Source organism: Pseudomonas caricapapayae (genome assembly GCF_001400735.1).
Taxonomy (GTDB): Bacteria; Pseudomonadota; Gammaproteobacteria; order Pseudomonadales; family Pseudomonadaceae; genus Aquipseudomonas; species Aquipseudomonas caricapapayae.
The window spans coordinates 18,588-43,488 of sequence record NZ_LJPW01000042.1 but is presented as its reverse complement, the minus strand read 5'-3'; the positions used below and the strand labels follow the sequence as shown (position 1 = coordinate 43,488).

22 protein-coding genes are annotated in these 24,901 nt (G+C 57.6%); 16 read left to right on the top strand and 6 right to left on the bottom strand.

Annotated elements, in window-relative coordinates; translation table 11 throughout:
* Nucleotide 1: 1 nt before the first annotated feature.
* From crcB to ftsK, 4 genes are all read right to left on the bottom strand, one after another.
* Complete coding sequence (crcB, locus tag ALO80_RS06125) at nt 2–376, bottom strand: fluoride efflux transporter CrcB (RefSeq protein WP_002553993.1); 375 nt, start codon at nt 374–376, stop codon at nt 2–4.
* Entirely contained in the window at nt 376–1,698 is a 1,323-nt protein-coding gene (locus ALO80_RS06120) for a replication-associated recombination protein A (protein WP_055008305.1), read from the bottom strand. Before ALO80_RS06120 ends, crcB begins: the two co-directional genes overlap by 1 nt.
* An 18-nt stretch (nt 1,699–1,716) precedes the next feature.
* Nucleotides 1,717–2,340 carry an outer membrane lipoprotein chaperone LolA gene (gene lolA, locus ALO80_RS06115; protein ID WP_054986958.1) on the bottom strand — a complete coding sequence of 208 codons (624 nt, stop codon included), beginning with the start codon at nt 2,338–2,340 and terminating at the stop codon, nt 1,717–1,719.
* Between the two features lie 76 nt (nt 2,341–2,416).
* On the bottom strand, nt 2,417–4,822 hold the full coding sequence (gene ftsK, locus ALO80_RS06110) for a DNA translocase FtsK (RefSeq protein WP_055008304.1): 2,406 nt from the start codon (nt 4,820–4,822) through the stop codon (nt 2,417–2,419).
* A 470-nt stretch (nt 4,823–5,292) separates the two neighbouring features.
* Here ftsK and aat point away from each other — a divergent pair, with 470 nt between their 5' ends.
* The 3 genes from aat to infA all read left to right on the top strand — a co-directional run bounded on the left by aat (nt 5,293) and on the right by infA (nt 7,058).
* Nucleotides 5,293–5,982: a leucyl/phenylalanyl-tRNA--protein transferase gene (gene aat, locus ALO80_RS06105; protein ID WP_055008303.1), complete on the top strand. Its 690-nt coding sequence runs from the start codon at nt 5,293–5,295 to the stop codon at nt 5,980–5,982.
* A 48-nt stretch (nt 5,983–6,030) separates the two neighbouring features.
* A complete protein-coding gene (locus ALO80_RS06100; RefSeq protein WP_054986955.1) occupies nt 6,031–6,738 on the top strand; it encodes an arginyltransferase in 708 nt (235 codons plus the stop codon).
* A gap of 101 nt (nt 6,739–6,839) precedes the next feature.
* Entirely contained in the window at nt 6,840–7,058 is a 219-nt protein-coding gene (infA, locus tag ALO80_RS06095; RefSeq protein WP_002553999.1) for a translation initiation factor IF-1, read from the top strand.
* Nucleotides 7,059–7,176: 118 nt separating this feature from the next.
* Here infA and clpA read toward each other — a convergent pair whose 3' ends face one another.
* Nucleotides 7,177–9,450 carry an ATP-dependent Clp protease ATP-binding subunit ClpA gene (gene clpA / locus ALO80_RS06090; RefSeq protein WP_003371759.1) on the bottom strand — a complete coding sequence of 758 codons (2,274 nt, stop codon included), beginning with the start codon at nt 9,448–9,450 and terminating at the stop codon, nt 7,177–7,179.
* A gap of 30 nt (nt 9,451–9,480) precedes the next feature.
* The gene (gene clpS, locus ALO80_RS06085; protein ID WP_004884680.1) at nt 9,481–9,843 is read right to left on the bottom strand and encodes an ATP-dependent Clp protease adapter ClpS; all 363 of its coding nucleotides are present in this window, start codon (nt 9,841–9,843) and stop codon (nt 9,481–9,483) included.
* Nucleotides 9,844–10,064: 221 nt separating this feature from the next.
* Between clpS and cspD the strand changes: the two genes are divergently transcribed.
* The 13 genes from cspD to nuoC all read left to right on the top strand — a co-directional run bounded on the left by cspD (nt 10,065) and on the right by nuoC (nt 24,899).
* Nucleotides 10,065–10,340: a cold shock domain-containing protein CspD gene (cspD, locus tag ALO80_RS06080; RefSeq protein ID WP_083493162.1), complete on the top strand. Its 276-nt coding sequence runs from the start codon at nt 10,065–10,067 to the stop codon at nt 10,338–10,340.
* A gap of 574 nt (nt 10,341–10,914) precedes the next feature.
* Nucleotides 10,915–13,143 carry an NADP-dependent isocitrate dehydrogenase gene (locus ALO80_RS06075; protein WP_055008301.1) on the top strand — a complete coding sequence of 743 codons (2,229 nt, stop codon included), beginning with the start codon at nt 10,915–10,917 and terminating at the stop codon, nt 13,141–13,143.
* A 152-nt stretch (nt 13,144–13,295) separates the two neighbouring features.
* Nucleotides 13,296–13,742, top strand: a complete 447-nt coding sequence (locus ALO80_RS06070) for an NUDIX hydrolase (protein ID WP_055008300.1) — start codon at nt 13,296–13,298, stop codon at nt 13,740–13,742.
* A 60-nt stretch (nt 13,743–13,802) separates the two neighbouring features.
* Nucleotides 13,803–14,933, top strand: coding sequence for a tRNA 2-thiouridine(34) synthase MnmA (gene mnmA, locus ALO80_RS06065; RefSeq protein WP_055008299.1), 1,131 nt, complete (start codon nt 13,803–13,805; stop codon nt 14,931–14,933).
* Nucleotides 14,933–15,553, top strand: coding sequence for a high frequency lysogenization protein HflD (gene hflD / locus ALO80_RS06060; protein ID WP_054986949.1), 621 nt, complete (start codon nt 14,933–14,935; stop codon nt 15,551–15,553). The genes mnmA and hflD overlap by 1 nt, the downstream gene beginning before the upstream one ends.
* 131 nt (nt 15,554–15,684) lie before the next feature.
* Nucleotides 15,685–17,055, top strand: a complete 1,371-nt coding sequence (purB, locus tag ALO80_RS06055; RefSeq protein ID WP_054986948.1) for an adenylosuccinate lyase — start codon at nt 15,685–15,687, stop codon at nt 17,053–17,055.
* A gap of 60 nt (nt 17,056–17,115) precedes the next feature.
* Nucleotides 17,116–18,282: a ribosomal protein uL16 3-hydroxylase gene (locus tag ALO80_RS06050; RefSeq protein WP_055008298.1), complete on the top strand. Its 1,167-nt coding sequence runs from the start codon at nt 17,116–17,118 to the stop codon at nt 18,280–18,282.
* Nucleotides 18,275–18,697, top strand: a complete 423-nt coding sequence (locus ALO80_RS06045; RefSeq protein WP_055008297.1) for a GNAT family N-acetyltransferase — start codon at nt 18,275–18,277, stop codon at nt 18,695–18,697. The genes ALO80_RS06050 and ALO80_RS06045 overlap by 8 nt, the downstream gene beginning before the upstream one ends.
* A 186-nt stretch (nt 18,698–18,883) precedes the next feature.
* Nucleotides 18,884–19,627, top strand: a complete 744-nt coding sequence (locus ALO80_RS06040) for a secretin N-terminal domain-containing protein (RefSeq protein WP_055008296.1) — start codon at nt 18,884–18,886, stop codon at nt 19,625–19,627.
* A gap of 528 nt (nt 19,628–20,155) precedes the next feature.
* A complete protein-coding gene (aceA, locus tag ALO80_RS06035; RefSeq protein ID WP_055008295.1) occupies nt 20,156–21,481 on the top strand; it encodes an isocitrate lyase in 1,326 nt (441 codons plus the stop codon).
* 463 nt (nt 21,482–21,944) lie between these two features.
* Nucleotides 21,945–22,358, top strand: coding sequence for an NADH-quinone oxidoreductase subunit A (locus tag ALO80_RS06030; protein ID WP_055008294.1), 414 nt, complete (start codon nt 21,945–21,947; stop codon nt 22,356–22,358).
* Nucleotides 22,359–22,368: 10 nt separating this feature from the next.
* On the top strand, nt 22,369–23,043 hold the full coding sequence (locus tag ALO80_RS06025) for a NuoB/complex I 20 kDa subunit family protein (protein WP_002554012.1): 675 nt from the start codon (nt 22,369–22,371) through the stop codon (nt 23,041–23,043).
* Nucleotides 23,044–23,117: 74 nt separating this feature from the next.
* Complete coding sequence (nuoC, locus tag ALO80_RS06020; RefSeq protein WP_055008293.1) at nt 23,118–24,899, top strand: NADH-quinone oxidoreductase subunit C/D; 1,782 nt, start codon at nt 23,118–23,120, stop codon at nt 24,897–24,899.
* Nucleotides 24,900–24,901 lie beyond the last annotated feature (2 nt).

Sequence of the window (24,901 nt, the reverse complement as noted above, 5' to 3'; positions counted from 1 at the left end):
ATCAAAGTCTGGTCAGGGACAGGCCAACCCAGGTTGCGAGCAGCCCGCCGAATACGCTGATACCGGCATAACCAAGGGCCAGCGGTACTTGCCCGCTTTCCAGCAAGCGCAGCGTATCCAGTGAAAAGGATGAAAAGGTCGTCAGACCGCCTACAAAGCCGACAATCAAGCCGGCACGAATTTCGATGGGCACTTCAGGGCGCAGCAGAAACAACCCGTATAGCACTCCGATGATCAGGCATCCGACGATGTTCACCGCGAGTGTCGCCGCATAAAAATGGCGTGGCCAGTTGGCGCTTACCCAGGTCCCCGCCGCAAAGCGCAATAATGTACCAGCGATCCCGGCGATCGACACCGCAAGAATGGTCTGAATCATCACTTTCTCCGCTTGCGAGGGCTGGCGTCGTCCAATGCACCCAGGTGCCTGAGCTTCTCGCCGATCTTAAGCTCCAGACCGCGCGGCACAGGCTGATAATACTGCCGCGGTTCCAGCTCGTCCGGAAAGTAGTCTTCGCCAGCCGCATAAGCTTCTGGCTCATCATGGGCGTAGCGGTATTCTTCACCGTAACCGAGCTGTTTCATCAACTTGGTGGGCGCATTGCGCAAGTGCAGCGGAACCTCAAGCGAACCATGCTCACCGGCTTCACGCATCGCCGCCTTGAACGCCATGTAGACCGCGTTGCTTTTCGGGGCACAGGCCAGATAAACGATGGCCTGTGCCACCGCCAGTTCGCCCTCAGGACTACCAAGCCGCTCCTGCACGTCCCAGGCTGACATGCACAATGGCAGCGCACGAGGATCGGCGTTGCCGATATCTTCGCTGGCCATACGCACTACGCGCCGCGCCAGATACAGCGGGTCGCAGCCACCGTCGATCATGCGCGCAAACCAGTACAGCGCTGCATTCGGGTCAGACCCGCGAATTGATTTGTGCAAAGCCGATATCTGGTCGTAAAAAGCCTCGCCGCCCTTGTCGAAGCGGCGTCGACTGTCGCCAAGCAGGCTCTGCAGAAGCTCGACATCGATCTCGCTGCCATCTTCGGCCAGATCGGAAGCATTCTCCAGCAGATTGAGCATGCGCCGGCCATCCCCATCGGCAGCGGCCATGAGAATCGTAAAACCCTCGTCGCTCAGGGTCAGCTGCCGTCTGCCTAACCCACGCTCTTCGGTAAGAGCACGATTGACCAGCTTGCGCAGCGCCGCTTCGTCGAGGCTTTTCAGCACATAGACGCGGGCCCGGGACAACAAGGCATTATTGAGTTCGAACGAAGGGTTTTCGGTAGTAGCGCCGATAAAAATCAGCGTGCCATCTTCGACGTAAGGCAGGAACGCATCCTGTTGCGACTTGTTGAAACGGTGCACTTCGTCGACGAACAGAATCGTGCGTTTGCCATATTGCCCGGCCTGCTGTTTGGCGACTTCCACTGCCTGACGGATTTCCTTGACCCCCGCCAGAACGGCGGAAACAGTCTCGAAATGCGCATCCGACACCTTGGCGAGGAGCCTTGCCAGCGTGGTTTTCCCCACACCCGGCGGCCCCCAGAAAATCATCGAGTGCAGCGCGCCTTGCTCCAGCGCCTCACGCAGTGGCTTACCGTGCGCTAGCACGTGCTCCTGACCGACGTACTCGTCCAGATTGGTAGCACGCAAACGTGCAGCCAGAGGCTGAGCTATCGGTTCGCGGCTGAACAGATCCATGATCAGGAATTGGCCCTCTTACTCTTGAATGACATCAGCGCCCTTGGGAATCTGGAACTGAAACTTGCTGGCCGCAATCGGCTCGTTGGCCTTGACGCCGGTGAACAGAATATTGGTGCGCTGACCCACGCTGTCGATTAGTTGCATGTCATTGATGATGCCGTTGCGAAACGACAGACGCAGGCTGTCGAACAGCGTGTCTCTGGTCTTGGGTTTGAGCACGAAGTCGATCACGCCGCCTGCTTCCTTCGCGGTGATATCGAAGCTTTCGCTGATTTTCGACACATCACCGGACAGCAGCAAGGCCGGGGTCTGGGTCAGGCGCTGATCGAGCTTTTTGATCGTGACCTGCTCAAGATCAGGGTCCCACAACGACACTTTCTTGCCGTCGGAGACCATCAACTGCTCCTGAGGCGCATCAGTGTGCCAGTTGAACAGGCCTGGGCGCTGCAAGGCCATTTCGCCTGTAGTCTCCTGCAGTTGGGTACCGCCACCGTCCAGTGTCAGTTGCGAGAAACGTGCGGTCAGAGTCTGGGATTTCTCCAGCAACTGGGTCAGACGTGCCACGTCCTTGCTGTCGGCATGGGCGGACATCACGGAGAAGGTCAGTGCGGTGGCCAACAGCATGCGGATAAGACGCATGGGATTCCTCTTTGAAGTCGATGATGATGCGACAGCGTACCTGGCACGCTGCCGCCGCAGTTCGGGGTGATAAAAATCAGTCGCGCACCGGCCCTGGAGCCAGGACTTCACGCGATCCGTTGGTATTCATGGAGGTTACGACACCGGCCATTTCCATCGCTTCGATCATGCGCGCTGCGCGGTTGTAGCCGATCTTCAGCTTGCGCTGCACCGCAGAGATCGATGCACGACGGCTTTCGAGTACGAACTTGACGGCCTCATCGTAAAGCGCGTCGCTTTCGCTGTCTTCACTGCCTTCACCGCCACCGCCGTCGAAACCGCTACCGGGCTCTTCCACACCGGCGAGAATGTCGTCGTTGTAGTCAGGAGAGCCGCGCAGTTTCCAGGCTTCGACTACACGATGCACCTCTTCGTCGGAAACGAACGCGCCGTGCACGCGAATCAGCAGGCTGGTGCCCGGCGGCATGTACAGCATGTCACCATGGCCCAGCAGTTGTTCGGCACCGCCCTGATCGATGATGGTCCGGGAATCGATCTTGCTCGACACCTGAAACGCCATGCGCGTGGGGATGTTGGCCTTGATCAGACCGGTAATCACATCCACCGAAGGACGCTGGGTCGCGAGGATCAGGTGGATCCCGGCAGCACGAGCCTTCTGGGCGATACGGGCGATCAGCTCTTCGACCTTCTTGCCGACGATCATCATCATGTCGGCGAATTCGTCCACCACCACCACGATGGTTGGCAGCTTGCTCAGCAGCGGCGCTTCGTCGTGGATGCTTTCACGCTTGTACAGCGGATCGGCCAGCGGCTCACCGGCATCCTGGGCTTCCTTGACCTTCTGGTTGAAGCCGGACAGGTTACGCACGCCCATCTTCGCCATCAGTTTGTAACGGCGCTCCATCTCGGCAACGCTCCAGCGCAAGGCGTTGGCAGCGTCCTTCATGTCGGTTACAACCGGACACAGCAAGTGCGGAATGCCTTCATAGATGGACAGCTCAAGCATTTTCGGGTCGATCATGATCAGCTTGGCGTCTTCCGGGCCGGACTTGAACAGGATCGACAGGATCATGGCGTTCACACCCACCGACTTACCGGAACCGGTCGTACCGGCCACCAGCAAGTGCGGCATCTTGGCCAGATCGGTAATCACCGGCTTGCCACCGATGTCATGCCCCAGCGCCAACGTGACAGGCGACTTGGCGTTATCGTACTCGGGGGTCGACAGCACTTCGGAGAAGCGCACGATCTGGCGGTCTTCGTTGGGGATCTCGATACCGACCGTGGTCTTGCCCGGGATGACCTCGACCACGCGCACGCTGGTGACCGCAAGTGAACGCGCAAGGTCCTTGGCGAGGTTGGCAATGCGACTGACCTTGACGCCAGCCGCCGGCTGAATCTCGTAACGGGTAATGACCGGACCGGGATGAATCGAGTCTACCGAGACCTCGACACCAAACTCCTTGAGCTTGATTTCCAGCAGATGACCGACCGCCGCCAAGGACTCAGGCGAGTAATTGAGCTGCTTCTTTTCTGCCGGGTCGAGAATGGAGATCGGTGGCAAGGTGCCCTCCACTGCGCTGTCGACGAACAGCGGAGCCTGTTTTTCTTTCAGGACACGCTTGCTCGGCTCCGCTGGCTTTGACGGGGCTGGTGCGATTACGGCCGGTACGTGTTTTTCGCGCTCGGCCATGTGCTTGCCGAGCGACGCTTCACGCTCCATCAGACGCTCTCTGGCCTTGGCCTGTTCGCGACGGTCGGGAGCAACAGGCGCGACCACATCATTGACGCGCATGTCGACTTCGCGCAGTTGCGCAACCATCTGCTTGCGCTCGGCACGGGCGGTCCACCAGCGGTTCGCCGCCCCCTGAAACAGTTCGAACAGATCCAGAGTGATCTTGCCGGTGACGTCCATCACCTTGAACCACGACAGATCCGTAAACACGGTCAGGCCGAACAGAAACAAGGCTATGAACAGCAACGTGCTGCCCTGGATATTCAGGGCCTTTTTGGCCAGATCACCCAGCACTTCGCCAAGCACACCGCCCGCGGAACCCGGGAAGCCGGCCGAAAAATGAAAATGAATATGCGCCAGCGCTGCACCTGCCAGTATCAGGAACACAAGACCGATCAGACGCCAGGAGAAAAGCCAGCCGCTCCACTGCCACGGTTCATGACGATGACGAAAGACCTGCCAGGCCTTGATCGCCAGCAACAACGGGAAGATATAGGCAAAATAACCCAGAATCATGAACAGGATATCGGCGCAGAATGCACCGGCACGGCCTGCCGCGTTCTGCACTTGCGCGGCATTGCTGCTGGTGTGGCTCCAGCCGGGATCGCTCTGATCGTAGGTCAACAATGCCATCATCAGGTACAGGCACAGGGCGCCAAAGGCGATCAGGGCCCCTTCCTTGAGCCGGTAGTGCAATTGCTGCCGCCAAAGCGGAACAGCGCTGGGTGCTGGGGTGGATTTCTTCAAAACGCTTTATTTCCTGCGCTGTAGCGCGAACATCTCGTTGATTGACCAGAAACGGCTGTCGGACGGCGCTGACTGCTCCCGTATGGACAGGGGTGGCAGACACCGCAAAGCCCGTTCGGCAGACGCTTGAATGATAACGCCCAAAGCAGGCATTGTACGGCTTTACAGGCACCTGGGTCTGTACGAAAACGCGTCAGACCGACTTCAGACAGTTCTGCAGCCCGACACAGGCTTTAATGTTCGCTGACGATGTCCAATTTGAGCACGCATTCCGTTTTGTGACAAAGGCTTATGATGTGTTTCTATCAACCGCCCATAGCCTCATAACGGCTCCCTCCTCACTCCTGCATCCGTGCCCTACCGCATGTGCCAGGTACGCGCCATAATGACAACCGCTTGTGACCACGCCTGCTGCACAGAGTTGCACTCACAGGCAGGTGCGCCCTCCCCTTCTGCAAAGTTGTGATGCCATGCTGACCTGGTTGAACCGCAACAGCCTAGATTTCCCGCCACTGGAAAAAGCTCTTCGTGAGCCCAACGGCTTACTTGCCGCGGGCGGAGACCTGTCGGCGGATCGCCTGATAAACGCCTACCGGCACGGCTGCTTTCCATGGTTTCAGGAAGGTCAGCCGATTCTCTGGTGGTCTCCCGATCCACGTACGGTGCTCTTTCCCGAAGAGCTGCATGTATCGCGCAGCCTCGGCAAAATGCTGCGTCAGTCTCGCTATCGCGTGACCTTCGACGAGGATTTCGCCAGCGTGATCAAGGCCTGCGCCGCGCCTCGCAGCTACGCCAATGAAACCTGGATTACCGGTTCGATGCAGGATGCCTACCTTGAGCTGCACCGGCGCGGCCACGCGCACAGTGTCGAGGTATGGGATCAGGATGAGCTGGTCGGCGGACTGTATGGTCTGGCGATGGGACGGCTATTCTTCGGAGAATCGATGTTCAGTCATGCGGACAACGCATCCAAAGTCGGATTCGCCACACTGGTAAATTACCTGACCGAATGGGGCTTTGTGCTGATCGATTGCCAGATGCCGACCCAACACCTCAGCAGCTTCGGCGCGCGCTCCATTTCTCGACAGGCTTTTGCCGATTATCTGCGCCGCCATCTGGATCAGCCGACCGATGCCGACTGGTCATCTAGGCGAGTTTGACAGGCTGGCATACACTCATGGTCAGGGATTTACGATTAGGCGAAAACCATGACAGAGCTGGCGAGGCTGAAGTTTTATGCCACTCAACCGCACACCTGCAGTTACTTGCCCGAGGAGCAGGCGACCACCCTGTTCCTGGACCCCAGCCAGCCGATGGATGTGCAGGTCTACGCCGATCTGTCGGACATGGGCTTTCGCCGTAGCGGCGACCACCTTTACCGCCCCCACTGTCAAAACTGCAGCGCTTGCGTACCCGCGCGCATTCCCGTGAACCTTTTCGTACCCGACAGACAGCAAAAACGCATCTTGAAACGGAATACCGATATTCAGGTACACAGCGCCAGACCGGCTTTCACCGAGGAGTATTTCGATCTTTATCAGCGCTACATAGAACAACGACACGCTGATGGCGACATGTTTCCACCCAGCCGAGAGCAGTTTTCGACATTTCTGGTTCGTGACCTGCCTTTTTCGCGGTTTTACGAGTTTCGTGTCGATCAGCGCCTGTTGGCCGTGGCCGTCACCGACCTGCTACCCAATGGCCTTTCTGCGGTCTACACGTTCTATGAACCCGATGAAGAACGCCGCAGCCTGGGCCGCTACGCGATTTTGTGGCAGATCGCCGAAGCCGCCAGGCTCCAACTGCAGGCGGTGTACCTGGGTTACTGGATCAAGAACTGCAAAAAGATGAATTACAAGACCCAATATCGCCCCATTGAGCTACTGACCAATCAAAGATGGGTCACTCTGTATTGAACCCCTTGGCTTAAACTGGTTTTTTCGGGCACAATGCACGCCGCTTTTGCCTGGCGCCACTTGCACCGGGCCACTCATTTGTATACCGAGGGCTTTACTGCATGTCGAAAGAAGACAGCTTCGAAATGGAAGGCACTGTCGTCGACACCCTGCCCAACACCATGTTTCGCGTGGAGTTGGAAAACGGGCACGTCGTAACCGCGCATATCTCCGGCAAGATGCGCAAGAATTACATCCGTATTCTGACCGGTGACAAAGTGCGTGTAGAACTGACGCCCTATGACCTGAGCAAAGGGCGCATCACCTACCGCGCTCGTTAAACAGGCATTGACGAAAACGCCCGGCATAAGCCGGGCGTTTTTGTTTGCCTGTTGCATACCGCTGGCTTCCCGGGCCTGTCCCCGCATCTACCACCCATGCGGGGATAAGCTCCGGACGTCAGGCCATTTCTGCCGTGGTTTCGAAATCGAAGGTGATCTCGCCATCCTTGATGTCGATGTGAACCACGCCGCCATGCTCTGACAATTCGCCGAACAGAATCTCTTCGGCAAGTGGCCGCTTGATCTTGTCCTGAATCAGGCGAGCCATCGGCCTGGCACCCATTGCCGCGTCATAACCGCCCTGCGCCAGCCAGCTTCTCGCCGCCTCGGACACTTCGAGCAATACACGCTTGTCTTCCAGCTGGGCCTGAAGCTCGGTAAGGAACTTGTCGACCACGCTCTTGATGACTTCGTGACTGAGGCGACCAAACTGAATGATGGTGTCCAGACGGTTGCGGAACTCTGGCGTGAAGCTCTTCTTGATCACTTCCATCGCGTCAGACGAGTGGTCCTGATGCGTGAATCCGATCGAAGCCCGTGCAGCGGACTCAGCCCCGGCGTTGGTAGTCATGATCACGATCACATTGCGGAAATCAGCCTTGCGCCCGTTGTTATCGGTCAGCGTACCGTGATCCATTACCTGCAGAAGCAGGTTGAAGACTTCCGGGTGGGCCTTTTCGATTTCATCGAGCAGCAACACACAATGTGGCTGGCGAGTGATTGCTTCAGTCAACAAACCGCCCTGGTCGAAACCGACGTAGCCTGGAGGCGCGCCGATCAGACGGGAAACAGTATGCCGCTCCATGTATTCGGACATGTCGAAACGAATCAGCTCGACGCCCAGCGCCTTGGCCAGCTGGCGAGCCGCCTCGGTCTTGCCGACACCGGTAGGACCCGCGAACAGGAATGAACCTACCGGCTTGTCAGGCGACTTGAGGCCTGCACGCGAAAGCTTGATAGCCGTGGACAACGAGTCGATGGCCGCATCCTGACCAAACACGGTGAGCTTCAGATCGCGCTCCAGGTTACGCAGCAGTTCCTTGTCGGAGCTATTGACGTGTTTTGGCGGAATACGCGCAATCTTGGCAACGATGTCTTCGACCTGAGGCACGTCGATACGCTTGACGCGTTGCTCGACAGGCTGCAGACGCTGATAGGCCCCCGCTTCATCGATTACATCGATAGCCTTGTCCGGCATATGCCGGTCGTTGATATAGCGCGATGCGAGCTCGGCGGCGGCGCGCAGGGCCTCGTCACTGTATTCGATACTGTGATGCTGCTCGAAACGGCTTTTCAGGCCTCGCAGGATCCCGATGGTGTCCTCGACCGAAGGCTCGGACACATCGACTTTCTGGAAACGACGCGCCAAGGCGCGGTCTTTTTCGAAAATTCCGCGAAATTCCTGAAAGGTCGTAGAGCCAATGCAGCGGATCTCGCCAGACGACAGCAATGGCTTGAGCAGATTGGACGCATCCATCACCCCGCCGGAAGCTGCGCCAGCGCCGATGATTGTGTGGATCTCATCGATAAACAGGATCGCCTGAGGACGCTTGCGCAACTCATTGAGCAGCGCCTTGAAACGCTTCTCGAAATCGCCACGGTATTTGGTCCCGGCCAGCAAGGCACCCAGGTCAAGCGAGTAGACAACACTGTTGGCAAGCAGATCAGGGACCTGGTTATCCACGATGCGCTTGGCCAGACCTTCGGCAATAGCCGTCTTGCCGACCCCCGCTTCACCGACCAGCAACGGATTGTTCTTGCGACGACGAGCGAGAATCTGAGCCACACGCTCGACTTCGCTTTCGCGACCGACCAGCGGATCGATGCGCCCCTGGCGCGCCAACTCGTTCAGATTGCTGGCATAGGCATCCAGAGGATTGCCTGAGGAAGATGCTTCACCGCCCTCGTCGTCCTGCATATCCTGTTCACCTTCAGAAGAGTGTTCGCCATGCCCAGGAACCTTGGAAATACCATGGGCGATATAGTTGACGACATCAATCCGGGCCACGCTCTGCTGCTTGAGCAGAAATACGGCCTGGCTTTCCTGCTCACTGAAAATTGCAACCAGTACGTTGGCGCCGGTCACTTCGCGCTTGCCGGAGCTCTGCACGTGGAAGACTGCCCGTTGCAGCACGCGCTGGAACCCGAGCGTCGGTTGTGTCTCGCGATCCTCGTCATGTACAGGGATCAGCGGGGTGGTGGAGTCGATGAACTCCTGCAGATCATGCTTGAGTTTATCGAGGTTTGCGCCGCAGGCACGCAGGACAGTGGCTGCAGCCTCGTTATCCAATAGAGCCAGCAGAAGGTGTTCGACCGTCATGAACTCATGACGCTTCGAACGTGCCTCCTTGAAGGCAAGATTGAGGGTGACTTCGAGCTCACGGTTTAACATAGCTTCACCTCATACCCAAGTGGTCGGCGTTTAACCGTCCTTCTCGATCTCACAGAGTAGCGGATGCTGGCTCTCCCTGGCGTATTGATTGACCTGCATCGCCTTGGTCTCGGCGATGTCACGGGTAAACAATCCGCAGACTGCCCGTCCCTCTGTATGGACGGCCAGCATGACTTTGGTGGCCAGCTCACGATTCAGGTTAAAGAACACCTCGAGCACTTCTACAACGAAATCCATCGGGGTGTAGTCATCGTTGAATAAAACCACCTTGTACATCGGTGGGGCCTGCAGGGTCGGTTTGGCGTCCTGCACCGCGATACCCGCCGAGTCGTCCTCATGCGACTGCGGACCATCCTGATTGAATGTTAGTCGAATCTTGCTGAATGCATGCATGGAAAGAAATGTTCGTTTGGGGGCGGATTGAACAGTCAGTCGCAGTCTGGACGGTTTTCAAACGGACTGCCACATGACCTTGACTATCAGCTAAACGGTGTTACAAACAATAGAGCCCACATTGGGTAAAAAGGGTCCGCGCAGTCAACCAAAATTTTTGGGGCGAGGCGGATTGAAGTGGATGATACTCCTGACGGAGTCCTTTGCAGAGGGATATGGCGATGCTCAGCGGAAAAGTCAAGTGGTTCAATAACGCAAAAGGCTATGGGTTCATAATCGAAGACGGCAAGACGGAGGACCTGTTCGCTCACTATTCAGCCATCCATATGGACGGTTACAAGACCCTCAAAGCGGGCCAGCAGGTCAATTTCGAGATTATTCAGGGACCAAAAGGGTTGCATGCAGTGAATATCACATCACTGCTGGCCAGGACAGGCGAGCCGGTAACCGATACGCATGCCGCGCCTCAACATGAGCACGCACATGCACACGCTTGAAATCGATCATGAAAACAATCGACAGCTGACCCAGGAGCTTTCGAGCCAGCTGATTGAATAGTCAGAAACATGCAATGAGCCTGCGCCAGACCTCGAAAGACCGCAGCTTTGGTCTTTCAAATCGCCGCGACTCCACAGGGTATCGAATTAGCGGTTATTGCACCGCGGATGCCCCTACCGCAACACCTGGCTGGTAACGCAAGCCGGACCCTGACAGCGCCAGAAATTCTGCCCCCCTCCTGCTGCACCCGCCGCCCCCCCTGATAGCTCGTCGTTCGACCAACGGCGGATATTCATTATTCGATAGCACGCGTAGCATTAATGCCTCGCGCCAATGGTTTGATATACTCGCGCCGTGACCGAAGAGTCATAAAGGCTGACCCGTCTGAAATCAGACCCTCAACCTTCTTATGCGTCGGGTCGCTACCTGACCTGACAGCTTGACGCTCGACTGATGCACCCAACATCACCGCGAATAAACCTCGACCTGGCTCATGGCCGAACCGTGGGCAAGCGCGCCTAGAATGCGCGTATCGAGATTTTGTGCATGCTCAGCAAAAGAGAGTTAATACGAATGTCCAACCGCTCGAAGATCATCTACACCTTCACCGACGAAGCTCCGGCCCTCGCCACCTACTCCCTGCTGCCTATTATCGAAGCGTTCACGGCAACCTCCGATATCGACGTGGAGACACGCGACATTTCTCTGGCGGGCCGTGTTCTTTCCAGCTTCCCTGAATTGCTTGCCGACAAAAAAGTGCCGGATCATCTCGCCGAGCTGGGCAAACTGGCCACCACGCCAGAGGCCAACATCATCAAGCTGCCTAACATCAGCGCCTCGGTCCCGCAATTGAAGGCGACCATCAAGGAACTCCAGAATCAGGGCTACAACATTCCTGACTACCCTGAAAACCCTGACACTGACGCGGAAAAAGAAACCCGCGCGCGCTATGACAAGACCAAAGGCAGTGCCGTGAACCCGGTCCTGCGTGAAGGCAACTCCGACCGTCGCGCGCCCCTCTCGGTCAAGAATTACGCTCGCAAGCACCCGCACAAGATGGGCGCCTGGTCTGCCGATTCCAAGGCTCACGTTGCCCACATGAGCAACGGCGACTTCTACGGCAGTGAAAAAGCCGCCGAGATCGCAGCTGACGACACCGTCAAGATCGAACTGATCGCTCAGGACGGCAGCACCACCGTTCTGAAGGAAAAAACCGCCGTCAAGGCTGGCGAAGTCGTCGACTGCTCTGTAATGAGCGCCAAGGCACTGCGCAGCTTCATTGCTGCCGAAATCGAAGACGCCCGCAAGCAGGGCGTACTGTTTTCGGTGCACTTGAAAGCCACCATGATGAAGATCTCCGACCCGATCATGTTCGGCCAGATCGTCGACGAGTTCTACAAGGATGCGCTGACCAAGCACGCCGATACCCTCAAGCAGATCGGCTTCAGCCTCAACAACGGCATCGGCGACCTGTACGACCGCATCACTACCCTGCCCGCCGACAAGCAGGCAGAAATCAAGGCTGACATCGAAGCGGTCTACGCCGTTCGCCCTCAGTTGGCGATGGTCAATTCCGACAAGGGCATCACCAACCTGCACGTGCCAAGCGACGTAATTGTCGACGCATCGATGCCTGCGATGATCCGTGACTCCGGCAAGATGTGGGGCACAGACGGCCAGTTGCACGATGCCAAGGCAGTTATCCCGGATCGCTGCTACGCCACCATCTATCAGGCGATCATCGAAGACTGCAAGAAAAACGGCGCGTTTGACCCGACTACCATGGGCAGCGTACCGAACGTGGGTCTGATGGCCCAGAAAGCCGAAGAATATGGCTCGCACGACAAGACCTTCCACATCCAGACCAACGGCGTGGTTCGTGTTACCGACAGCCAGGGCAACCTGCTGATGGAACAGAACGTCGAAGCCGGCGATATCTGGCGCATGTGCCAGGCCAAGGATGCACCGATTCAGGACTGGGTAAAACTGGCCGTCAACCGCGCTCGCGCCAGCGACACCCCGGCTATCTTCTGGCTGGATTCGTCGCGCGCGCACGACGGCGTGATGATCGAAAAAGTGCGTAAGTACCTGGGCGATCACGACACGTCGGGCCTGGATATCCAGATCCTGTCGCCGGTCGATGCAATGAAGCTGACCCTGGAGCGTACTCGCGCTGGCAAGGACACCATTTCGGTGACCGGCAACGTATTGCGCGACTATCTGACCGACCTGTTCCCGATCATGGAACTGGGCACCAGCGCGAAGATGCTGTCGATCGTTCCGCTGATGAACGGCGGCGGTCTGTTCGAAACCGGCGCTGGTGGCTCGGCTCCGAAGCACGTCCAGCAGTTCGTCGAGGAAAACTTCCTGCGCTGGGATTCGCTGGGCGAATTCCTGGCTCTGGCAGCGTCTCTCGAGCATCTGGGCCATGCCTATAGCAATCCGAAAGCGCTGGTGCTGTCCAAGACCCTCGACCAGGCCACTGGCGAGTTCCTGGACCGCAACAAGTCGCCTTCGCGCAAGGTCGGCGGCATCGACAACCGCGGCAGTCACTTTTACCTGACCCTGTTCTGGGCTCAGGCACTGGCTGCTCAGAACGACGATGCAGACCTCAAGGCGCAATTTGCTCCTTTGGCCAAGACCCTGACCGACAACGAAGAAAAAATCGTTGCCGAGCTGAACGCTGTTCAGGGCAAGCCGGTGGAAATTGGCGGCTACTACTTCCCTAACCCGGAAGTTACCAGCAAGGCCATGCGCCCGAGCGCGACTCTCAACGCCGCTATCGATGCGCTGAAAGCGTAAACGGCATGAGCGGTGCGGCGCGATACGGCGTCGCCCAGCCAAAAGCCCCGGCCTGCGCGCCGGGGCTTTTGCATTGATGGCACGGCAAATCAAGGTAATGCCGCATGGCACGCCTGAAATCAGCCAAAATCAACTGACAGAGAGACTACTTCATGACCTGGCAAGCCCACGTTACCGTCGCAACCATCGTCGAAGATCAAGGCCGCTTTCTTTTCGTCGAGGAAATCAAAGGTGGACGCGCGGTACTCAACCAACCCGCCGGGCACCTCGATCCGAACGAAAGCCTGCAACGCGCGGCAATACGTGAAACCCTTGAGGAAACAGGCTGGGACGTCGAATTGAGCGGCGTGGTGGGCATCTACCTTTACACCGCGCCGAGCAATGGCGTGACCTACCAGCGTATCTGCTTCGCCGCGAAGGCCTTGCGACACAATCCCGAATATCAGCTGGACGAGGGCATCGTTGGCGCGGTCTGGCTGACTCGCGACGAGCTGCTGGCCCAACAGGAGCGCTGGCGCAGCGAACTGGTGCTGCGCTGCCTGGACGATTACCTCAATGCCGAACATTTCAGTCTCGACCTGCTGCGCGACAAGGCGTGAGACTCGACGCCCTCAGCCTGATAGAATCGCGTCCTTTTACAGGTCAGCCGTTGAATCCCCATGCGTGATCCAGCCCCCTCGAACTCAGAAATGAAGCGCGTCATAGTCGGCATGTCCGGCGGCGTGGACTCTTCCGTTTCCGCCGTACTGCTCATGGAGCAGGGTTATCAGGTGGAAGGCTTGTTCATGAAGAACTGGGAAGAAGACGACGGAACGGAATATTGCACCGCCCGCGAAGACCTGGCCGATGCCCAGGCCGTTTGCGACAAGATCGGCATCAAGCTGCACACAGCCAACTTCGCTGCCGAGTACTGGGACAATGTCTTCGAGCATTTCCTGGAAGAGTACAAGGCCGGACGAACGCCCAACCCGGACATCCTCTGCAACCGTGAAATCAAGTTCAAGGCATTTCTTGACTATGCATTGATGCTGGGTGCCGATTTGATCGCCACCGGCCACTATGTGCGCCGCCGCGATATCGATGGCCGCACGGAACTGCTCAAGGGCCTGGACCCGAACAAGGACCAGAGTTACTTCCTGCACGCCGTCGGCGGCGAACAGATTGCCAGGACGCTGTTCCCGGTTGGCGAGCTGGAAAAACCGGAAGTACGTGCCATCGCTGAAAAACACGGCCTGGCTACTGCCAAAAAGAAGGATTCCACCGGGATCTGCTTCATTGGCGAGCGCCGTTTCACGGATTTCCTGCGCCAGTACCTGCCCGCCCAGCCCGGCGAAATCAAGACCACAGAAGGCGAAGTCATCGGCCGTCACAGCGGCCTGATGTATCACACCATCGGTCAGCGCCAGGGTCTGGGCATTGGCGGCCTCAAGGATGCCGGCGATGACCCGTGGTACGTACTGGTCAAGGACCTGGACGACAATGAATTGATCGTTGGCCAGGGCAACGACCATCCGTGGCTGTTTTCCCGCGCTCTGGTTTCTTCGGAGATCTACTGGGTCAACCCGGTTGATCTGAGCAGCCCGCGCAGGCTCACGGCAAAAGTCCGCTATCGTCAGGGCGACCAGCCATGCACGCTGGAAAAGACTGCTGACGGCTACCGAGCCACGTTCGATGACCCGCAACGCGCTGTAACACCCGGCCAGTCAGTGGTGTTCTACGATGGCGAAATCTGTCTGGGCGGCGGCGTGATCGAAATTGCCGAGCCCTGGACCAGCAAGGACAAGCGTTGATGACCCCGATTCAGGAACAATTGATCGCGTTGGGCGGCGTATTCCAGGCCGCCGTGCTGGTCGACCGGATCGCCAAGACCGGTCAGGTCAGCGAAGCGGCGCTGAGCTGCATGCTCGGCAGCCTGCTGGTGGTTGACCCGAAAGATACGCTGGATGTCTATGGCGGCGATGACCTTAACCTGCACGAAGGCTATCGAGCGATGGCCAGCGCCCTCGAACGCGACCCGGCCACACTGCAGCGTGAACCGTTGCGTTACGCCCTGTCGATGCTCGGGCTCGAACGCCAATTGGCCAAGCGCGATGACCTGCTCGAAGTGATCGGCAAACGCATCCCGGTCATTCAGTCCCAGGTCGAGCATTTCGGCGTGGCACACGAGAACGTGATTGCCGCGACAGGCGCGCTGTATCAGGACACCTTGAGCACATTACGCCAGCGCATTCAGGTCCAGGGTGACATGCGCAATCTTCAGCAACCGAACAACGCTTCGAAGATTCGCGCCATCCTTCTGGCAGGTATTCGCTCCGCTCGCCTGTGGCGACAAGTTGGCGGTCATCGCTGGCAATTGGTGTTCAGCCGTCGCAAGCTGTTGAAAGAACTCTATCCATTGCTTCACGGCTGAACCGCCGCGTACCAATGACCTTCACCACCTCAGGCACGACGCCGTCTACGCTGGTCAGCGGGCTCCGGTCCGACTGACTTTTCATGTATGATATGCGCCCTTTTCGTTGCCCGACTGTCCGAGAGCATCCCATGCAGCTTTCTTCGCTCACTGCGGTTTCCCCTGTTGATGGCCGCTACGCCGGCAAAACCCAGGCCTTGCGCCCTATTTTCAGCGAATACGGCCTGATCCGTTTTCGCGTGATGGTTGAGGTTCGCTGGCTCCAGCGTCTGGCGGCCCACCCGCAGATTACCGAGGTCCCGGCCTTCTCCGCACAAGCCAACGCCATCCTCGACACCTTGGCTGAAGACTTCTCTGTGGAGCACGCCGAACGCGTCAAAGAGATCGAGCGCACCACCAACCACGACGTCAAAGCCGTGGAGTATCTGCTCAAGGAGCAGGCTGCCAAGTTGCCCGAGCTGGAAAAGGTCAGTGAGTTCATCCACTTCGCCTGCACCAGCGAAGACATCAATAACCTGTCCCATGCGTTGATGCTGCGCGAGGGCCGCGACACGGTAGTGCTGCCGTTGATGCGCCAGATTGCCGATGCCATCCGCGAGCTGGCGATCCGCTTCGCCGACGTTCCGATGCTCTCGCGCACTCATGGCCAGCCAGCCTCCCCGACCACGCTGGGCAAGGAACTGGCCAACGTTGTATACCGCCTGGAGCGCCAGATTGGCCAGATCGCCGCAGTTCCCCTGCTGGGCAAGATCAATGGCGCAGTCGGCAACTACAACGCGCACCTTTCCGCTTATGCGGACATCGACTGGGAAGCCAACGCGCGTGCGTTCATCGAAGACGAACTAGGTCTGGGCTTCAACCCCTACACCACGCAGATCGAGCCGCACGACTACATTGCCGAGCTGTTTGATGCCATTGCACGCTTCAACACAATCCTGATCGATTTCGATCGCGATATCTGGGGCTATATCTCGCTGGGTTACTTCAAGCAGCGCACAATTGCCGGCGAAATCGGCTCTTCGACCATGCCACACAAGGTCAATCCGATCGACTTCGAAAACTCGGAAGGCAATCTGGGCATCGCCAATGCACTGTTCCAGCATCTGGCGAGCAAACTGCCTGTCTCTCGCTGGCAGCGCGACCTCACCGACTCCACCGTGCTGCGCAACCTGGGTGTCGGTTTTGCCCACAGCGTGATTGCTTACGAAGCCAGCCTCAAGGGCATCAGCAAGCTGGAGCTGAACGAACAACGCATTGCTGCCGACCTGGACGCGTGCTGGGAAGTTCTGGCAGAGCCGATTCAGACCGTGATGCGTCGTTACAACATCGAAAACCCGTATGAAAAACTGAAAGAGCTGACCCGCGGCAAGGGCATCAGCCCTGAAGCGTTGCAGACTTTCATCGACGGTCTGGCCATGCCTGCCGAAGCCAAGGCAGAGCTGAAGAAGCTCACGCCAGCCAATTACATCGGTAACGCAGCGGCTCAGGCCAAGCGCATCTGACACGCAAAAAAATTGCACACGCCCGGCTGTGCCGGGCGTTTTCATTTCAAGGGCTTACACATGAATCCTGATATTCCTCTGCAACTTCTGGGCGGCATCAGCGCACGCGTTTTTCTGCGTGACTACTGGCAGAAAAAACCGCTGCTGATCCGCCAGGCTCTGCCGGACTTTCAAAGCCCGATCGATGCGGACGAGCTTGCCGGCCTTGCTCTGGAGGAGGAAGTCGAATCACGCCTGGTTCTCGAAAACGGTGAACGTCCCTGGGAGCTGCGCCGAGGCCCTTTCGCCGAGGATGAATTCAGCAAACTGCCCGAGCGCGACTGGACCCTTCTGGTTCAGGCTGTGGATCAGTTCGTTCCGGAAGTCAGTGAACTGCTGGAAAACTTTCGCTTTCTGCCAAGCTGGCGCATTGACGATGTGATGATCAGCTACGCCGCGCCTGGCGGCAGCGTAGGCCCGCATTTCGACAACTATGACGTCTTCCTGCTTCAAGGGCATGGCAAGCGTCACTGGCAGATCGGCCAGATGTGCGATGCAGAAAGCCCGCTGCTCCAGCATGCCGACCTGCGCATCCTTGCCGAATTCGAAAAAACCGAAGAGTGGACACTGGAACCGGGCGACATGCTTTACCTGCCTCCCCGACTGGCTCACTGCGGCATTGCCGTCGACGACTGCCTGACCTACTCGGTCGGTTTCCGCGCGCCAAGCGCTGCCGAGGTCCTGACTCATTTCACCGATTTTCTCAGCCAGTTCATCCCGGATGAGGAGCGTTACACCGACGCCGACGCCCAGCCGGTCAGTGATCCCCATCAGATCCAGCACGACGCGCTCGACCGCCTCAAGGCGCTGCTGACAGAACATATGAGTGACGAGCGTCTGCTGCTGACCTGGTTTGGCCAGTTCATGACCGAACCGCGCTACCCGGAGCTGGTCACCGGACCGGAACTGGAAGAAGACGACCTCCTCGAAAGTCTCGAACAGGGTGCAGTGCTGATTCGTAACCCGAGCGCAAGGCTGGCCTGGTCTGAAGTTGACGACGATCTGCTACTGTTTGCCAGTGGCCAGAGTCGCCTGCTACCGGGCAGCCTGCGCGAACTGCTCAAACTCATCTGTGCCGCCGACGCCCTGCACAGTGAAAATCTCAGCCAATGGTTGGCTGACGACGATGGACGCAGTCTGCTTTGCGAACTCGTAAAACAAGGAAGCCTGGGATTTGCCGATGAATAAAGTCACTGTAGCTGTCGCACAATGGCAGAAGAACAATGCCGACATCCGGCGCATACGCGACTCGGTATTTATCGCCGAGCAATCGGTGCCGCCGGAGCTCGAATGGGATGCCGAAGACGCAGGTGCGGTGCACTTTCTCGCTTATGAAGGCGAGTACGCAGTCGGTACTGCCCGCCTGCTACCGGACGGTGAAATCGGGCGACTGTCAGTCCTCAAGGACTGGCGCGGCCTGAAGGTCGGTGAAGCCCTGCTTCGCGCGGTGATTCACGAGGCCGAACAGCGCGGGCTCAAACCGCTCAAGCTCAGCGCGCAAGTACAGGCGGTAGAGTTTTATCAGCGCTTCGGTTTTTCGGTTATCAGCGACGAATTCCTCGAAGCCGGTCTACCGCATGTCGATATGCTTCGCGAAGCGTGATCGGTGTGTTTGTGTAGGCGCTTATCGAGGCACTACATAATGATCGCCCTGCCCTTTTTCACTCGCCACTACCGAGGTCGGAGCGAAAAACGGCAGGGCATTTTTATGCCTCACCATCCAGCTTGATTGCATGCAGCCGACACAGTGGCAAACTCATGCTTTACGCGCCTACCGCGGAGAATGAACATGTCAGTACGTAACTTGCTCAATGCAGCGCTCACCTCAATGCTGATCGTATTCAGCGCTCATAGCCTCGCGGCGACCGAAGTCGTCCCGCTCAACTACCGCACCAGTGCCGATCTGCTACCGGTCGCCAAATCTTTTCTGGGTACCGAAGGCTCGGTCAGCGCTTATGGCAATCAACTGATCGTCAACGCAGAGTCACGCAAGATCGAAGAGCTTCGCGCCCTGATTTCACAGCTGGACATCGCGCCAAAACGCCTGTTGATCAGTGTCGATACCAGCGATAACGCAACGCGCAATAGCGGCGGATCACGCGTCATAGAATACGGCACGGCCAGCCGTGAAGGCGGCGTGCAACAGGTGCAGACGAGTGAAGGCACGCCTGCGCTTATCCAGATCGGCCAAAGCGTTCCGCTGACGTCTTCTTCCACGGACTCCTACGGCTACTCGCAGAACAACACTGAATATCGCAATGTGACCCAGGGGTTTTACGTGACCGCCAGTGTGACCGGCGATACCGTCCACCTGAATATCAGCACCAATCATGACCGTATGAGCCAGGAACGGCCTGACGCTATCAAGGTGCAAAGCACCGACAGCCAGGTCAGCGGACGACTCGGAGAATGGATCACACTGGCGAGCAACAGCGATCAATCCGTTGCCGATCAGAGAGGGCTGGCGCAACGCTATTCCACACAGGGCAGGGACGACATGATTTTACGTGTGAAGGTCGAAACCCTTGATTAGCCTGCGCTGACCTGAAACCCAGCACCTGCGGGCCTTTTGGTGACTGACCAGTCGGCTTTACGCGAATATGTAGTGACTTGAAAAAATCACTACAAAACGTTTGACGACCCTCAATGTGCGAGGCATGATTGCCTCGCTCCCGCTAATCAGAGGCTTTGCAAAGAGCCTTCGAATCGCCGCTCTCACCCACCCACCAGAGCCGGTTCGTGTCCGTACCGCCCACAAGGCAGTTTGACGAGGTTGCGACTGGAACGAAGTTGTCCCGAGGGACGGAAGCGTAAACGGTAACCTGGCAAGGCTGACGGTGGTGAACAACGCTACTGCAGGCCCGACTGTCCACCTGACAGCATCGTGTCCGGACACCCGCTCCCCCCTTGAGCACATCGTTCATCCGTCGCGACCCACATCAAGTGCGGCCTCACGCAAGACCTCGAAACAGCGAGCAGCCATCTACAGTGCCTTCGATAAACAGGGCGTATTGGCGGAGCAGGACTTTCCAACGAGACCTACTTCTAGAGGTTTATCACCATGGCACTGACACGCGAACAACAAATAGCGGCTCTCGAGAAAGACTGGGCTGAAAATCCGCGCTGGAAAGACGTGACCCGTACTTATTCCGCAGCAGATGTGGTCCGCCTGCGCGGCTCGGTCCAACCCGAACATACCTTCGCGAGACTGGGTGCAGACAAACTCTGGAATCTGGTGACCCAGGGTGCGAAGCCATCCTTCCGACCGGACAAGGATTTCGTCAATTGCATGGGCGCTCTTACAGGCGGTCAGGCCGTTCAGCAGGTCAAGGCCGGCATTCAGGCCATCTACCTGTCTGGCTGGCAGGTCGCTGCCGACAACAACTCTGCCGAATCAATGTACCCGGATCAGTCGCTGTACCCGGTCGACTCAGTGCCAACCGTGGTCAAGCGTATCAACAACTCGTTCCGCCGTGCTGACCAGATCCAGTGGAAAGCCGGCAAAGCCCCGGGTGACGAAGGCTATATCGACTATTTCGCACCGATCGTGGCAGACGCCGAGGCCGGATTCGGCGGTGTGCTCAATGCTTACGAACTGATGAAGAGCATGATCGAAGCGGGTGCTGCCGGGGTGCATTTCGAAGATCAGTTGGCATCAGTGAAGAAATGCGGGCACATGGGCGGCAAAGTTCTGGTTCCGACTCAGGAAGCGGTCCAGAAGCTGGTCGCCGCCCGGCTTGCCGCTGACGTGGCCGGTGTGCCGACGATTATTCTGGCAAGAACAGACGCCAACGCTGCAGATCTGCTGACCTCCGATTGCGACCCGTACGATAAGCCATTCGTGACAGGCGAGCGGACTCATGAAGGGTTCTACAAGGTCCGTGCAGGTCTTGATCAGGCCATCTCACGCGGCCTGGCTTACGCGCCCTATGCGGATCTGATCTGGTGTGAAACCGCCAAACCGGACCTGGATGAAGCACGGCGCTTTGCCGAGGCCATCAAGAAGGAATACCCGGACCAGCTGCTTTCCTACAACTGCTCGCCTTCCTTCAACTGGAAGAAAAACCTCGACGACGCGACCATCGCCAGGTTTCAGCGCGAGCTTTCGGCCATGGGCTACAAGCATCAGTTCATCACTCTGGCAGGCATCCATAACATGTGGCACAGCATGTTCAATCTGGCCCACGACTATGCCCGCAATGACATGACTGCCTACGTGAAACTGCAGGAACAGGAGTTCGCCGACGCTGCCAAGGGCTACACCTTTGTCGCTCACCAGCAGGAAGTGGGCACCGGCTATTTCGATGACATGACCACAGTGATCCAGGGCGGCGTGTCCTCGGTAACCGCGCTGACTGGCTCGACCGAAGAGGAGCAATTCCACTGATCCACCGCGCAAGGCGTTGAAAAAACAGACCGTCCGTAAGGGCGGTCTGTTTTTTGTGTCAGATATCGCCGGTATTGATTTCGGACAATGCGCAGTTCCACACCGGATGCTACAAAAGACGCAGTTTATAAGCGGCCTTCTTCACAACTAGGGTCTGAGGATCCGGCAATGAACTACCCAAACCCTTTTAAATGATATCAATTATCATTCAAATTGCCTTTTATTCCTTTTCGTCACCAAGAAACATAATTAGCGAAAAGCCTGCTGACGCCCGCCTGGCAGGCCTTGCAGCCTTCCCCAAGGGCACAATGCGATTAATTCCGTAAATAAATTTGATGTAGAAAATTTACTTGCCAACTGTTTGCACATAAAATCAATCCGTTGACCGCGCTGCGACATTTCGTCACTGCCTCGACTCTTTATCAAGCACAGAGACCTTTGCTCTCTAACAAGGACTGCCAGCATGCCCGAATCGACAGGTCTGATTGCCCACAACTGGGGCTTCGCCATTTTCCTTTTGGGTGTTGTCGGCCTTTGCGCCTTCATGCTCGGTCTGTCCAGCCTGCTCGGAAACAAGGCATGGGGCCGCAGCAAGAACGAACCTTTCGAATCCGGCATGCTGCCCACCGGCAGCGCGCGTCTGCGGCTCTCCGCAAAATTCTATCTGGTCGCGATGCTCTTCGTGATCTTTGACATTGAAGCCCTTTTTCTCTTTGCCTGGTCTGTGTCCGTCCGCGAAAGCGGCTGGACCGGATTCGTCGAAGCTCTCGTTTTCATAGCAATTCTGTTGGCAGGTCTTGTCTACCTATGGCGGGTTGGAGCACTTGACTGGGCTCCTGAAGGTCGCCGTAACCGGCAAGCGAAGCTGAAACAATGAGGCTTTGGCGATGCAATATAATCTCACCAGGATCGACCCGGACGCTCCTAACGAGCAGTACCCCATCGGCAAACGGGAAACCGTTTCCGATCCGTTAGAAGATCAAGTCCACAAAAACATCTACATGGGCAAGCTGGAAGACGTGCTGAACGGTGCGGTCAACTGGGGGCGTAAAAACTCCCTATGGCCCTACAATTTCGGCTTGTCGTGCTGCTATGTGGAAATGACCACCGCCTTCACGGCTCCCCACGACATTGCGCGCTTTGGCGCGGAAGTCATCCGGGCATCGCCACGGCAGGCGGATTTCATGGTTATTGCCGGGACTTGCTTCATCAAGATGGCGCCGATCATCCAGCGTCTCTACGAGCAAATGCTCGAACCCAAATGGGTCATTTCCATGGGTTCATGTGCCAACTCCGGTGGCATGTACGACATCTACTCAGTGGTCCAGGGGGTGGACAAATTCCTTCCCGTGGATGTCTACGTGCCCGGCTGCCCGCCCCGCCCCGAAGCGTTTTTGCAAGGCTTGATGCTGCTGCAGGAATCCATCGGCAAGGAGCGTCGCCCTCTTTCCTGGGTCGTTGGCGATCAAGGCGTTTACCGCGCCGAGATGCCTTCGCAAAAGGAACAGCGCCGCGAACAGCGTATTCAGGTAACCAACCTGCGCAGCCCCGACGAAGTCTGATCCAGCCCGTTCTTCTTATAAAAAAGACAAGAACCGGGGTTGATTCTGTACGTTGACCGAAGTGATTGAGACCTATGACTGCAGACAACGCTCTGTACATCCCGCCTTACAAGGCTGACGACCAAGATGTCGTCGTTGAACTGAACAACCGTTTTGGTGCCGAGGCCTTCACCGCCCAGCCGACTCGCACCGGCATGCCTGTGCTGTGGGTCGAGCGCGCCCGACTGTTTGAAATTCTGACGTTCCTGCGCAACGTGCCCAAACCCTACTCCATGCTTTATGACCTGCATGGTGTGGACGAGCGCCTGCGCACCCACCGCCGCGGCCTGCCAGGTGCGGACTTCACTGTTTTCTATCACCTGCTGTCGATCGAGCGAAACAGCGACGTGATGATCAAGGTAGCGCTGTCCGAAAGCGACCTTAGCGTGCCGACGATCACCAGTATCTGGCCGAACGCCAACTGGTACGAGCGCGAAGTGTGGGACATGTTCGGAATCGACTTTCCGGGCCACCCGCACCTGAGCCGCATCATGATGCCGCCGACCTGGGAAGGTCACCCGCTGCGCAAGGACTTCCCTGCCCGAGCCACGGAGTTTGACCCTTACAGCCTGACCCTCGCCAAACAGCAACTTGAAGAGGAAGCCGCACGCTTCCGCCCGGAAGACTGGGGCATGAAACGCTCCGGCGCGAATGAGGACTACATGTTCCTCAACCTGGGACCGAACCACCCGTCTGCTCACGGTGCGTTCCGTATCATTCTGCAGCTCGATGGCGAAGAGATCGTCGACTGCGTCCCGGACATTGGCTACCACCACCGTGGTGCCGAAAAGATGGCTGAGCGCCAGTCATGGCATAGCTTCATTCCCTACACCGATCGTATCGATTACCTCGGCGGGGTCATGAACAACCTGCCCTATGTCCTCTCGGTCGAGAAGCTGGCAGGCATCAAGGTGCCGGAAAAAGTCGATGTCATCCGTATCATGATGGCCGAGTTCTTCCGCATCACCAGCCACCTGCTGTTCCTGGGTACCTATATCCAGGACGTGGGCGCCATGACACCGGTATTCTTCACGTTCACCGACCGGCAGAAAGCCTATACCGTGATCGAAGCCATTACCGGCTTCCGCCTGCATCCGGCCTGGTACCGCATCGGCGGGGTTGCTCACGACCTGCCGCGTGGCTGGGAAAAACTGGTCAAGGACTTCGTCGACTGGCTGCCCAAGCGCCTCGACGAATACACCAAGGCGGCCCTGCAGAACAGCATCCTCAAGGGTCGTACCGTCGGCGTTGCCGCCTACAACACCAAGGAGGCCCTTGAATGGGGCGTCACGGGTGCAGGCCTGCGCTCCACCGGTTGCGATTTCGACCTGCGCAAGGCCCGTCCTTACTCGGGTTACGAGAACTTCGAATTCGAAGTGCCGCTGGCCGCCAACGGCGATGCCTATGACCGCTGCATGGTCCGCGTCGAAGAGATGCGCCAAAGCATCAAGATCATCGACCAGTGCATGCGCAACATGCCGGAAGGCCCGTACAAGGCGGATCACCCGCTGACTACGCCACCGCCGAAAGAGCGCACCCTGCAGCACATCGAGACCCTGATCACGCACTTCCTGCAGGTTTCGTGGGGCCCGGTGATGCCGGCCAACGAATCCTTCCAGATGATCGAAGCGACCAAGGGTATCAACAGCTACTACCTGACGAGCGACGGCGGCACCATGAGCTACCGTACCCGGATCCGCACCCCGAGTTACCCGCACCTGCAGCAGATCCCCTCGGTGATCAAAGGCAGCATGGTCGCGGACTTGATTGCGTACCTGGGTAGTATCGACTTCGTTATGGCCGACGTGGACCGCTAAGC